This window comes from Mesotoga sp. UBA5825 (assembly GCF_002432955.1).
In the GTDB taxonomy this organism is placed as follows: Bacteria; Thermotogota; Thermotogae; order Petrotogales; family Kosmotogaceae; genus Mesotoga.
The window spans coordinates 17,615-30,048 of sequence record NZ_DJHG01000130.1; the positions used below are offsets into that span (position 1 = coordinate 17,615).

Below are 12,434 nucleotides of genomic sequence, written 5' to 3' on the forward strand. Positions count from 1 at the left end.
CCTGCCAATCATGTAAGCAGGAGCTCAGCAGAATCGGCCAGCGCTCCAAGGCTATCCATTAGTTTCTCAAATTCGCCAAAGCTTAGGCTTTGCTTGCTGTCGGAAAGAGCCATCTCCGGCCTGGGATGAATTTCAACTTCGATACCGTTAGCTCCGGCCGCCAGAGCAGCTCTTGAAAGTGGTATTATCAAGTCTCTCCTCCCTGCTGCGTGGCTTGGATCAACGATAATCGGAAGTGGAGATTGAAGTTTGATTAGCGGCACGGCAGAAATATCAAGCGTGTTCCTCGTGGCCGTCTCAAAGGTTCTGATTCCCCTTTCACAAAGTATTATCGACATGTTTCCCTTGGAGGCAATATACTCCGCAGAAAGAAGAAGTTCTTCAACCGTATTCATGAAGCCCTTCTTCAGAAGAATAGGCTTTCCCTTTTCGGCAACCTTCTGAATAAGCTGGAAGTTCTGTGAATTTCTTGCCCCAATTTGCAGTATGTCACTCATTTCATAGACGGCCTCAAGTGTCCCTTCGCCAGTTACCTCGGTCACCGTCTTGAGGCCATACCGATCCGCAGCTTCTCTCAAATATCTCAGACCTACTTCTCCAAGACCTTGAAAAGAGTATGGAGAGGTTCTTGGCTTGAAAGCCCCTCCTCTAATCACTTTCACTCCCATTTCAGAAAGGAAGGCGGCGATCTCTTCTATCATAGGCCTATCCTCGACCGCGCACGGACCGGCCATCACTACGAACTTCCCTCCTCCTATCGAGACATTGCCAATGTCTACAGAGATATCTTCGCTGTGAAACTCCCTGGAAACAAGCTTAAACGGCTTGAGAACTCGAACAACTTGTTCGACGCACTCAAGAGCCTCAAATCGTTCAACTGACATATAACGGTCGTCACCGATGACACCGATCACTACTCTCTCCATCCCCATGGAAACATGACAGCTCAGATTCAGACTCTCTGAAAGAGACTCTACTTGCTTAATCTCCTCTTCACCAGTACCTCTCTTAAGAACGACTACCATTTCACCACCCCGCCTTCCTGTCTGAAAAAGAAAAGGGTCTCCGGATTGGAGACCCTTTCTTTTCTTTCATCCGGAGTAAATGCAAGAAGCACTTACCCGGAGTTATCACTCACAAGCAAATGCTTCTGTTGTTATAATAATAATATGCATTTATCCAGGAAAATCTGAAGTCTATCATCAATTCATCTCCCCGCTATTTATGAAAGGATTCTACACTTTTGTGGCTCACCATGTCAAATCAAAAGAGACAAAAATCGCTCGACAAACTGAATTGATTCTTACGCACTAGTTACAATCTCAGAGAGATACATTCTTGACTTGAAGAAACAGATGCATTTCTCTTCCGATAAGGTGATCATCCAATATAGGTGTATTCTTGCTCGAGTATATACTCTCTGAATCCCAGAGCACGAGAAACTTTCAGCGATCCGTAGTTCAATACGTCATGTCTGTACTGAATCAGTTTCTTATTCACGATTGCCCACTCGCTTGCCCTTGAACCGATTGCCTTTCCCAGGCCAAGCTCTCTGAAATCAGGCATAGTTATTATGCCAATATCTGCAATGCTATCCCATTCAATAATGCTTGAGACCGCCACGATCTCCTCTTCATAAAAGGCTCCAAAAACAACTACGTGGTCGAGCTCGACAAACCCTTCGGCGAGATCCTCCCTTGTACACTGGTTTCTGAACCGATAGAAAGCAGTCCTGTCGCCCTGATTTAGTCTTCTGACAACGAAATCCATTGGTGGGTCGTAAGGAACGTAATTCGAAGGGTTAAGGTACTTGATGGATGTCTTTTTCCAAAGAGAAAAAGACTCGTGAAGCAACTTCGCAAGAGCCAACTTCTCTCTATCCTCTTCTTCAAGAGCAGATTTTACAACTGTTTCGAGCTCGGGGTCATAAAGAATTACCGTTCGCTTTTCAAAACTCAGATGACTGAGCTCGCCCTTCCCTTTCTTGGCCTCATCTGCCATGAGAAACCGCTCTTTCGAGACAAATCTATCGACCGGGAGCTGAAGGCGTTTTGCCCATGCTTCCTCTATTGCCTTCTTAAGATCTTCCTCTCTCAATTCCCTTTCCTCCATTTCTTTCATGATCTTCTCAGGGGTAGAAGTACCTCGTATAAAAAAACCGACCTAAGTCGGTTTCTTTTCTTTCAAATAGGGAGTACCATAATTAGACCAAATGCTATTTCAACGAGAAGAGTAATCAGATTAGTGAACGTCAAAGACTTATCCACAAATATGGACATTATACGCGTTGCGGCGATAAACAGATAAACAATCCCCAGAAAAAGGAATGAAATCTGCGCACCCAAGAGAACTATCGGAGCAACCCCAAGCCCTATAAACGTGCCCCCCATGATAGCCTTCACTTCCGTTTTTCCTCTGGCATTACCGGCCGAAAACTCGGCCAGCTTGGCGTAGGATTCCGGTTTCAACACTATATATACACCGGTGACTGCCGTAAGAACAGCAACAACAAAACGAATGATAGTGAACAATATCTCGATCGCCCCCTAGATTATAGATATATTCTAGCAATCAAAACCATAATTAAGTATTACCTGAGTATAAAGAGCACCCTGAGAAATATGATGAGATATACAAGGTTGCTCCATATGGGTGTCAGAATGAAAATCGCGATTCCAAAAAGCGGGATGAATACGCTGAAACATAGATCTTTCTGTAGTAATGCATATCAAGGCTCTCCAGGACCTCATTGCGAATCAGACCGGTGTTTTTCATCAGATAATGCCATTGAACAAGTGCGATAATCTCAAGAATCGGGATTTTCAGATGAAACAGCAGCTCTGCAAACTCAAATTCACCATAATCCCCAAGAAGTGCGGTAGTGAAAGGTACTGTTGTAACGAAGAAGAGACTGAGTAAGTTCAACCAAAGATGCCGGTAATCAGTCTTCTTCAAAATATCTGTCCTTCCAACTGTGGAGATCCAGATCGATCCGATCACGAAAAAGGAGATGAAGTAACTCAGAAAGTCGTAGTTCTTGCTCAATACGTGCCTTACTGAGCGCCCTGATCTGCAATCTTATCCTTTACCGGGACCCCGAGAGAAAGCACGAGAACAGTCATTGCGATGGCAAACACACCATTCGTAAGTGCCTCCAGTCTATTCACACGTATTTCAGGATCGGGAACTTCACCTTTCGAGTTCTTTCGAGGTTAGTAGGCAATGCCAACTCTCTTCTGAGTGTATTCGGACGTGAACAATTGCTTGTAAGCAAACTCGGCAACGTCCTGAATCGAAATCTTCTCTCCGTTTTCTGGAAGGAAGTCGGCCGAAACTCTGTAACTCTGGTTGCCTTCTGAAAAGGACATAAATGGCGGGCACACAACGACCCAATCAAGCTCCGAAGCCTTGAGAATTTCGAACGCATCCATGAATTCTCTTGAAGATTTCTTGAGATATTGCGGATAGTTGGGGGAATCAAGCCTGAGTTCTCTCGGCGATAGCTGAAGAATACCCGAGTTCGCGATCGTAACGAGCTTACTCACTTCGGTATCCCTGGCGGCATTCACTATGTTTCTCATAGCGACTGCCAGAGTATCGTTCACGCTTCCCGAATTATCCGGGCCTAAAGCGCTGACAATCGCATCTTGCCCTCTTATTGCATCTCTCACGCTCTGGCTATTGAAGACATCGCCCTGGAAAATCCTGAGGTTTTCCTTTCTAACAGTCAATTTCGAGACGTTGCCAACAAATATTGTGACTATGTGATTATCGTTCAAGGCCCTATCAAGTATGACCCTCCCTACTCTTCCGGTGCCACCAAAGATAATTATCTTCAAGGCGGTTTACCCCCTTTCACCGTTCTATATCACAATAATATAGTCTCTCACGCCTAAATCCAAATCAAGATAGTGATTTCATACTAGATCACATGAAACCAGACTCCATATCGACAAGTTGTCGGATGAATGTCCCATCTCAATTATACATCTACCTGAATCGGCCTCGTTTTCTGCATTACTGTCTTGTTCGAACTATTCTATTACTGGCTTAAGATCGACGCCAGCACTGGATTCGGTTATAATCTACTTACAAAAACTCTTACGGAGGTATTTACTTTGAGACTTGTTGTCGCGGGACGCTATCTGACATTTGCCGGGATACTCGGGCTAGTCGTTCTCACACTGTTCCTTGCAGGATCCTCCGGCTTTGAGAGCACAACCCTGTATGCCAGAGACTCCGGTGAAACCTTTGCCAAGTTCATTATTCAACCTGGCCAGCAACTGAGAGTGAGACTGAACATAAAAGTGTTGAAGAACAATAACGTGTATCTCTTACTGGAAAAAGGCGAAGAGGAAATCCAGCGGTTTGCAGAAGACTGGCAAAAGACAAGAAATGAAATGACCTTCGAAGAAGAAGGGGAGTACTCTCTCAAAGTTGTCTTCGAAGATCCCTCTGCAGACAGACGTCTTGCTGAAGTAGAAGTCTACTGGTTAATCGCCGAATGATTCTTCTATCAAGTAGGATCATTGAGGAGTCAAACATGAGTGAAGCTGATGCAATTGCTCTTAGCAAGAACGGGCCTCTAACTACGAAGAGGATGATTTCTGATCTCAAGCATCTCGGAGTAAGGAAAGGAATGGTACTGCTAGTTCACTCTTCACTAAGCAGTCTAGGCTGGGTATGCGGAGGAGCCATTACAGTGATTAGGGCGCTTGAAGCAGTACTTGATGAGGAAGGAACACTAGTAATGCCTGCTCATTCGGGAGATCTCAGCGAGCCCTCAAACTGGTCGAATCCTCCTGTTCCGGCGACCTGGTTTGACACGATCAGAAGAACAATGCCTCCCTTCAACAGAGCGGAGACTCCGACAAGAGGGATGGGAGTCATTTCAGAGACTTTCAGAAAGATGAAAGGTGTTGTGAGAAGCGACCATCCTCAGGTCTCATTTGCCGCCAGGGGAAAGAAGGTCTCTTACATTGTAGATAGCCACGAACTGGAGTTCGGCATGGGTGAAGGATCGCCCCTTGCCAGACTATACGACCTGAATGCTCACATACTGCTTATGGGTGTCGGTCATTCGAACAACAGTTCATTGCATCTGGCAGAATACCGGGCCGACTTTCCCTCCAGAAAGAAGTGCAAAGATGGAGCCCCGATTATGGAAAACGGAAGGAGAGTCTGGAAAGAGTTCAACGATTTCGACCTTGATTCAGACGACTTTTATATCATAGGAAGCGACTTCGAGAGAGATTTCCCCTCAAAGGTAAACAAGGGAATGATCGGGTACGCCGAATCAACTCTTCTCCCTCAAGTAGAACTGGTTGATTTCGCAGTTGAATGGATGACAAAGAACAGAAAGTAAGACTACAGACTATTTCGAAAGAAAGACCGATCTGCCCCAATTTGAGGAATAGTTTATAATGTAGAAGATATGTGGAAGGAGGAGTAATATGACCAAACTCGTACTTGTAAGACACGGAGAAAGCACCTGGAACAAAGAGAACCGCTTCACTGGCTGGACCGATGTTGACCTTTCCGAAAAGGGCCGTGAGGAAGCGAAGAAAGCTGGCGAGATATTGAAAGCCGAAGGATACGACTTCGATCTAGCATACACTTCCGTTCTTAAGAGAGCGATAAGAACGTTATGGTACATAATGGATGAGATGGATCTCATGTGGATTCCGGTGATTAGAGACTGGAGACTTAACGAGAGGCACTACGGCGCCCTTCAGGGTTTGAACAAAGCCGAAACCGCAGCCAAGCATGGCGAAGAACAGGTGAAGATCTGGAGGAGAAGCTACGACATCAGACCGCCTGCACTTGAAGAGAGCGATGAAAGATTCCCGGGACATGACCCCAAGTACAAGACTCTCTCGGATGACGAGCTCCCCAGAACGGAGTGCCTCAAAGACACGGTGGCGCGATTCCTGCCACTATGGAAGAATGAGATATCCTCGGAGATAAAGTCTGGAAAGAAAGTGCTGATTGTAGCCCACGGAAACAGCCTTCGGGCACTGGTCAAATATCTGGACAATATTCCCGACGACGAGATCGTAGGATTGAACATTCCAACTGGAATACCTCTAGTTTACGAACTTAATGACGATCTAAAACCAATAAAGCATTATTATCTGGGTGATCCGGAAGAAATCGCAAAGGCACAGCAGGCAGTTGCGAATCAGGGGAAAGCAAAGTAACATCACTCAACATAAAAAGAAGCTACCCTCTGGGTAGCTTCTTCTATTTGTAGTGTTTCTTATTCCTTTCTCAAGCTCATTAGAGCGTTTTCAGCTGCAAGAGTCAACGGATAGGTAGTAGGGGCGGCAGTAAGCAGTGGATGGGAACCGATCTGCATCGTGAGGAAATCGTTCACGGTTATTCCTTTCTGTAGACCGAGACCGATAATATTGACCATCTCTCCAACACTCTTTCCGCCCGCCATCTGCGCGCCAAGAAGAATTCCGCTCTCCTTGGAGAAGATCATCTTGACGAAAATTTCCGACTTGTCGGGAAGCGAACCGGGATGTCTATCTATTCCCTTTGCAACGCCAACCACGTAATCAAAGTTCTCCATCTTTGCCGTACACTCCGTGAGTCCCGCGGCGGCGACCGTTAAATCGGCCACTGAAGTAGAGAACACTCCAAGATTTCCGTGATTCTCCCTAACCATCTTGAGGCTGAAAAGGTTTGAACCTGCAACTCTCGCTTCAAAAGCCGCGGTAGATGCCAGCATTAATCTACTTGGTTTTCTGGTGAAGAAGCACTTGTGTTCGACGCAGTCACCGGCGGCAAAGACATCGTCAACACTGGTTCTCATGTATTCATCGGCCCATATTCCACCGGTTATACCCCTGTGAACGCGGATATTTTCCAGAAGCTTCACGTTCGGTCTGTAACCTATTGCAAGTATCACCATATCTGCTTCGATCTCTTCGCCGTTGTCAAGTAGAACTCCGGATACCTTGTCTTCTCCTTTTATCTCACAGACCTTCATCCCGGTGCGTAGCTTCATGCCTTTCTTCTCGAGTCTTTCACTTACCATGGCTCCAAATTCCCTGTCAAAGGCTGCCATGAGTATCTGGTCAACGGCCTCGACAAGGTAGACTTCCTTGCCATCGGAGAGGATCTCGTCCGAAACTTCCACTCCTATGAAACCTCCACCAACGACTACGACTTGCTTCGCCGATTTTGCAGCAGCATATACAGTCTTCAGATACTCTTTATCCTTGGCTATAGTAAATACACCTGAAAGCTCATTGCCCTTTATTGGAGGTAATATGGGCTGCGAACCCGTGGCAATAACCAATTTCTCATATTCGATAGACTCCCCACCGGAGAGATTGACCTTCTTGGAATCAGTACTGATTTCCACGACTTCATCAAAAATGAAATCGATTCCCAGATCCTGCGCACCTTTTATCGGCATGGTATTGGCCTCTACAGTCGGAAGAGTATGGAATATGTATGGAATTCCACATGGGACGACTCCTTCCCTTTCCTTTCTAATTACCACTACACTCTTGTCAGGATATGTCTTCTTTGCCGTTGTCGCCGTGACTATACCGGCGGGACCTCCTCCCACTATCACTATGTCCTTTTTCATGTAACACCTCCAAATAGAATAAGATATATGCTCAAAACATATATTATATTACCACACTTTACGTACTAGAATGGAGCGGCGGGAGGGCAAAAAATGAGTCTTACCGAAAGAGTTATGGAACTTGGCAAAAGGCTGTTTATAATAGAGGACGCGGATGGTGCTGGCCCACTGAGCTTTAATTCATCCCCAGGGCTGTATATACACATACCATTTTGCCCGGAGTTTTGCAGCTTTTGCCCCTACAACAAAATCAAATACGACTCTAAACTGACAAACAAATACCTAACGACTTTGAAGCGCGAATCCGATCTCCAAAAAATCGCACAATTCAGTTCCATATACATAGGAGGCGGAACACCTTCCTATGACCTGAACCTTCTAAGGGGAGTCGTCTCTCATTTCAGGGAAATGGCGAATGGCGAAATCGCTCTTGAAATCCACCCGGCAGATGTTTCCATCAAGAGGCTTGAAGAAATAAGAGAGACTGGTGTTAACTTCGTCAGTCTGGGGATACAATCCTTCGACGATTTCACTTTGAACTCTATGGGGCGAAGGAGACAGGATTCCAGCGTTTCGCATAATTCGATAGCCGAGACTACTTCGGCGGGCTTTGATTTTGTAGACGTAGACTTGATCTTCGATTACCAACTTGACCGGGGAAGAATCGTTGAGGATCTTGAGACGGCTATTTCTTACGGCCCGGAACAGGTATCAGTTTATCCAATGATGCGTTTTGCAGACACGGCCTACAAAAACACTAAGAACGATCCTGAGAAGGAACTCGAGATACTGGAAGAGCTGGAAAACGTCGCTCTCACAAATGGTTATGTTAGAGATTCTCTCTGGACCTTCAAAAAGAGGGGAGAAAAGAGAAAGTACAGCTCTGTTTCACGTGAGTTCTTTATGGGAATTGGCACGAGCGCCTCTTCCTTCAACGGAAAGGATTTTCGAACTAATACCTTTTCTCTCGATGAATACTTCTCCTTTGTCGATTCCGGGAAGCTTCCGGTCAGTAAGACGATCAAAATGAATAAGTTTTCGGCGATTCTCTATTACTCTTTCTGGGCGCTTTACGGTGGCCACCTCGATCTCGGCAGTGTTGAAGAACACTTTGGAAGACTTCCATTGAGGATGAGATTTCTCCTTTACTCGACAATAACAAGAGGGTATCTCAAAAGAGAGAGTGACATCATCAAACCAACCAGATTGGGCACAAGGGAACTCCACATCATCGAAGAGTGGCTGACCTACAGTTTTATTGATCAAATATGGGCCGATTTGAGAAGCAGAGCGAGAGATCACTCTGTTTCGGGCGAATCAGTACTGTAAAAGCTTTTGGGATCTTCGAAGGAAAACCTTCCTGCCTTCCCGGCCGCGACCTCTCTGAGAAAAGTGTGGGCTCCTCTGGTTGTGTCGAGCGCTCCCTGTTTGGCAAGATAGTTTCTTCTTCTGCAGAACTTCTCGACAAACTCTTCTCCATTGGCGAATTTCTCACCAAGGTAATCCTCAAGGGGAACCTCCCCGTATCTTTCGACAATTAAGGAAAGCACCATTTCGAAAGCATCAAGCGGATCAAACTTCTCGTACGGTAGGGAACCTACCGCTAGGAGTTTCGTCGTTACTTGCCGAGAGCGAAGTTCAGAGTATAGAATTCCCGGCGTGTCGAGAACGGAAATGCTTTTAGAGACATTTATCCATTGTACTCCACGCGTTATCCCCGGTCTATTTCCTACAGCCAGTGATTTCTTGCCTTTGAGTCTGTTGATAAAGGTAGACTTTCCAACGTTTGGCATTCCGACGACCATGAACCTCTTCTCGTAGAACCTGCTTTTTAATAGAGGTACGATTTCTCTGATTATGAAATTCCTCGCGTCTGTTGATCTTAGTGAAGCCTCTACAACTCCGCTTCCCTGTGCTCTGAAATGCTCTTTCCACATGGAAGTGATCTCAGTATCGGCCAGGTCAGACTTGTTCAGAACGACAATACGCTGTTTGTTCTGAAACAACCGTTCTGCTTCATAGGCCCTGCTCGTGAGAGGAATCCTAGCATCAAGCAGCTCGACAACTCCGTCTACGGACTTCATGTAATTCTGGATCTGTCTTTTCGCTTTCTGGATATGGCCCGGATAATACATATGATTACCTCCAGCGTGGATTATATCACGCTTCGACCGACGTTCTTCAGTTGATATAATGTATATGTACTATATGCTAACAAGAACACCAAATGGAGGAGAAGACATTGAAGACAAACAAAGCTTTTGTAGTGAAGATCTCTGTCTCTGGCGAAGTTGCACATCCACTAAGGAGAAGCCCTTTCAGACTTGAAGTCGATGGGACTCCAAGACTTTTCCCGGGTACGGGAGGCATTACCTATAATTTTGCTCTTGGAGACAGTGCTTTCAAGATGGTTGGCGACCATGTTGAGCCGGATGTCTCGACAAAGAACTCCGAAGCTGACAAGAACTCAGCATATGTCGGTTATTCCTGTATCGGAAATTCGGCCACTTTAATCAGCGGAGACGCAAAGGGGGAGAAGGGAATAGTCATAGGCAAGCATGGCGGCATAAATCATGTCTTGATTCACTTCAAAGAAGACATAAAGAAGAGGATGGCGATCGGAGACAAGATACAGGTTGTCGGATTCGGTCAGGGATTAGTGCTTGAAGATTATCCCTCAATCAGGGTATACAATATCGATCCTGAGCTTTTAGACAGGATACCAGTTGGAGAAGGAGATGGGAAGATCTACTTCCCAGTAAGGGCAATAGTACCCGGTTATCTCATGGGTTCCGGCTCAGGATCGGGAGATCCTTCCGGTGGCGACTACGACATCATCACAAATGACAGGGCACTCATAAAGAAAGTCGGTCTCGACAGGCTTAGAATAGGCGATTTCGTAGCCCTCGAAAATCACAACGATTCTTTCGGACTTGGAGGTTATATGGAGGGCTCCGTTACTATCGGAGTAGTTGTGCACGGAGACTGTATAATTACCGGTCACGGCCCCGGTGTAACGGTAGTAATGGCGGACGGCAAGGGCATAATAATCCCCGAAATAAGCGACAAATCCAATGTGATTGACTTCATCTAGGGTTCAGGCGGAAACTTGCTGATTAGCCGGCAGGAGGAGAAAGATGAACAGACTTGAACCGGGAGTATGGGTGACAAGCAAAGAGCTTATTTCCCCCGAATCACTGAGCAGAATGATCGATCGGCTCGATCGGATAAACGCAGGTAGAGCTTACATTCAGGTTGTTGGTCGAGGTGACTCTTATTACTCTTCAGCATTGCTTCCGCCTGCAGAGGAATTGGTGCAGCCGTTCGATGCTCTTAGGAAGGCTATTGCCGAAGCTTCGGGAAAGACTTTTCACATTTCGGCCTGGATGAATGTCAACCTGGTTTGGGGTTTCGAAAGGCGAAGACCTTTATCGGCAGTACACATAGTGAACAGACATCCTGAATGGATTACCGTTGACGAAAACGGCACTTCAATGCTCGACTATTCGTCCAGCAACCTCGAAGAAGTCTTCGGCCCTTACGTCGATCCTGGTGTAGCAGGCGTGAGAGAGTTCACAGAGGAGATTGCTTCGGAAATCTCAAATTACGATATAGAAGAGGTTCATCTTGATTTCATAAGGTACCCCTTCAGGAGTTTTGGATTCAACCCGATTGCATTGGCCGAGTATAGAGATTGGCTGAACGAAGAAGGCTTGTCGAATGGCACGGATAGCTTCGATCGCTTCAGAATCGACGCGGTGACAAGACAGGTCTCGATGATCTCCGAAACAGTTCGAAGCAAGGGCAAAAAGCTATCCTGCGCAGTCTATGATGATTATTCGGAGAGAGCCGTACATGAGCGTCTTCAACCCTGGCTTGAGTGGCTGGAAAACGGCCTTATTGATGCGGCAGTTGTCATGGCATATGGCAAAGAGCCAGAGGAAGTAATCTCAAGGGTGAAAAACATCCGCAGTCTTCACGGCTCCCTGAACAATATCAGAATCGGACTGGGTGCATTCAACTATGCCTCCAGATGGGATGAGTTTATAGAACTCATAAAGCAAGTAAGGGAACTCGAACCGGACGAAGTAACTCTGTTTGCACTGAGTTCAGTCGACGATGAACTATGCGGAAGACTTCAGGCACTCCAGGAAGAAGTGAGGTGATGAAGATGCGCAAGGCATTAATAGTTGTTGATGTTCAGAACGACTTTTACGAAACAGGTTCACTGCCAGTGAGCGGCGCAAGCCAGATAAACGAAGCGATAAACAGAGCTATGAGAGACTCTGTGTATGAGGCGATAGTTGCGGGGCAGGACTGGCACCCCTCCAATCATATGAGCTTTGCGGTCAACCATGGGAAAGAGCCCTTTACACCATTCGATAATAAAAAAGGAATTGGCCCCGTCTTGTGGCCCGTCCACTGCCAGCAGGGAACCCACGGGGCGGCATTTCACACCAACATTGAGACCAACCGGTTTGACTACATAATCAGAAAGGGAACCCATCCCCATGTTGACAGCTACTCGATCTTCAGAGAAAACGACGGAACGGAACTGGGAACAGATGGGCTACTAAGAGCACTCGGAATTGAAGAGCTTGATATCTGCGGACTAGCTCTGGACTACTGCCTCAAATACACCGTTCACGATGCTCTCCTGGCCGGCTTCAAGATAAACGTAATAATAAATGGAACAAAAGGTGTAGAAGCAAACATAGGCGATGTTCAGAGAACTATAGAGGAATTCAGAAGAGCGGGAGTAGAACTGATTGAGAGATGATTTGGCCTGTCGTTGGGGGTCGGAGGTTGGGGGTTGGTCAGGAGCAAA

14 protein-coding genes and 1 pseudogene are annotated in these 12,434 nt (G+C 46.3%); 7 read left to right on the top strand and 8 right to left on the bottom strand.

Annotation, left to right across the window (positions count from 1 at the left end):
* Positions 1-8: 8 nt before the first annotated feature.
* From aroF to B3N33_RS12410, 6 genes and pseudogenes are all read right to left on the bottom strand, one after another.
* Positions 9-1,025 carry a 3-deoxy-7-phosphoheptulonate synthase gene (aroF, locus tag B3N33_RS12390; RefSeq protein WP_102819067.1) on the bottom strand — a complete coding sequence of 339 codons (1,017 nt, stop codon included), beginning with the start codon at positions 1,023-1,025 and terminating at the stop codon, positions 9-11.
* 355 nt (positions 1,026-1,380) lie between these two features.
* The gene (locus B3N33_RS12395; RefSeq protein WP_103134529.1) at positions 1,381-2,097 is read right to left on the bottom strand and encodes an N-acetyltransferase; all 717 of its coding nucleotides are present in this window, start codon (positions 2,095-2,097) and stop codon (positions 1,381-1,383) included.
* Positions 2,098-2,183: 86 nt separating this feature from the next.
* Complete coding sequence (locus tag B3N33_RS12400; RefSeq protein WP_243392279.1) at positions 2,184-2,531, bottom strand: DUF4345 family protein; 348 nt, start codon at positions 2,529-2,531, stop codon at positions 2,184-2,186.
* A gap of 124 nt (positions 2,532-2,655) precedes the next feature.
* Positions 2,656-3,048, bottom strand: a pseudogene (locus B3N33_RS12405) (TMEM175 family protein); the annotation flags it as partial.
* Between the two features lie 5 nt (positions 3,049-3,053).
* Positions 3,054-3,167: a TMEM175 family protein gene (locus B3N33_RS13090; protein WP_180977934.1), complete on the bottom strand. Its 114-nt coding sequence runs from the start codon at positions 3,165-3,167 to the stop codon at positions 3,054-3,056.
* 45 nt (positions 3,168-3,212) lie between these two features.
* Positions 3,213-3,839: an NAD(P)-dependent oxidoreductase gene (locus tag B3N33_RS12410; RefSeq protein ID WP_103134528.1), complete on the bottom strand. Its 627-nt coding sequence runs from the start codon at positions 3,837-3,839 to the stop codon at positions 3,213-3,215.
* Positions 3,840-4,118: 279 nt separating this feature from the next.
* Here B3N33_RS12410 and B3N33_RS12415 point away from each other — a divergent pair, with 279 nt between their 5' ends.
* The 3 genes from B3N33_RS12415 (at position 4,119) to gpmA (ending at position 6,200) form a co-directional block, all read left to right on the top strand.
* The gene (locus tag B3N33_RS12415; RefSeq protein ID WP_292590237.1) at positions 4,119-4,508 is read left to right on the top strand and encodes a hypothetical protein; all 390 of its coding nucleotides are present in this window, start codon (positions 4,119-4,121) and stop codon (positions 4,506-4,508) included.
* Positions 4,509-4,543: 35 nt separating this feature from the next.
* Positions 4,544-5,365, top strand: a complete 822-nt coding sequence (locus B3N33_RS12420; protein WP_214061507.1) for an aminoglycoside N(3)-acetyltransferase — start codon at positions 4,544-4,546, stop codon at positions 5,363-5,365.
* An 88-nt stretch (positions 5,366-5,453) separates the two neighbouring features.
* Positions 5,454-6,200: a 2,3-diphosphoglycerate-dependent phosphoglycerate mutase gene (gpmA, locus tag B3N33_RS12425; RefSeq protein WP_099829553.1), complete on the top strand. Its 747-nt coding sequence runs from the start codon at positions 5,454-5,456 to the stop codon at positions 6,198-6,200.
* Between the two features lie 59 nt (positions 6,201-6,259).
* On the opposite strand, the gene B3N33_RS12430 is transcribed toward gpmA, so the two are convergent.
* Positions 6,260-7,606, bottom strand: a complete 1,347-nt coding sequence (locus B3N33_RS12430) for an FAD-dependent oxidoreductase (protein WP_214061506.1) — start codon at positions 7,604-7,606, stop codon at positions 6,260-6,262.
* Positions 7,607-7,699: 93 nt separating this feature from the next.
* Here B3N33_RS12430 and B3N33_RS12435 point away from each other — a divergent pair, with 93 nt between their 5' ends.
* A complete protein-coding gene (locus B3N33_RS12435; protein WP_214061505.1) occupies positions 7,700-8,935 on the top strand; it encodes a radical SAM protein in 1,236 nt (411 codons plus the stop codon).
* On the opposite strand, the gene ylqF is transcribed toward B3N33_RS12435, so the two are convergent.
* The gene (ylqF, locus tag B3N33_RS12440; RefSeq protein WP_214061504.1) at positions 8,905-9,741 is read right to left on the bottom strand and encodes a ribosome biogenesis GTPase YlqF; all 837 of its coding nucleotides are present in this window, start codon (positions 9,739-9,741) and stop codon (positions 8,905-8,907) included. The two genes, B3N33_RS12435 and ylqF, sit on opposite strands and share 31 nt — an antisense overlap.
* A gap of 107 nt (positions 9,742-9,848) precedes the next feature.
* Here ylqF and B3N33_RS12445 point away from each other — a divergent pair, with 107 nt between their 5' ends.
* From B3N33_RS12445 to pncA, 3 genes are read left to right on the top strand one after another with little or no spacing between them, the layout of a single operon-like run.
* Positions 9,849-10,700, top strand: a complete 852-nt coding sequence (locus tag B3N33_RS12445) for a DUF4438 domain-containing protein (protein ID WP_099830855.1) — start codon at positions 9,849-9,851, stop codon at positions 10,698-10,700.
* Positions 10,701-10,743: 43 nt separating this feature from the next.
* Positions 10,744-11,772 carry a glycoside hydrolase family 10 protein gene (locus B3N33_RS12450; RefSeq protein WP_214061503.1) on the top strand — a complete coding sequence of 343 codons (1,029 nt, stop codon included), beginning with the start codon at positions 10,744-10,746 and terminating at the stop codon, positions 11,770-11,772.
* A 5-nt stretch (positions 11,773-11,777) separates the two neighbouring features.
* Positions 11,778-12,386, top strand: a complete 609-nt coding sequence (gene pncA / locus B3N33_RS12455) for a bifunctional nicotinamidase/pyrazinamidase (protein WP_292593513.1) — start codon at positions 11,778-11,780, stop codon at positions 12,384-12,386.
* Positions 12,387-12,434 lie beyond the last annotated feature (48 nt).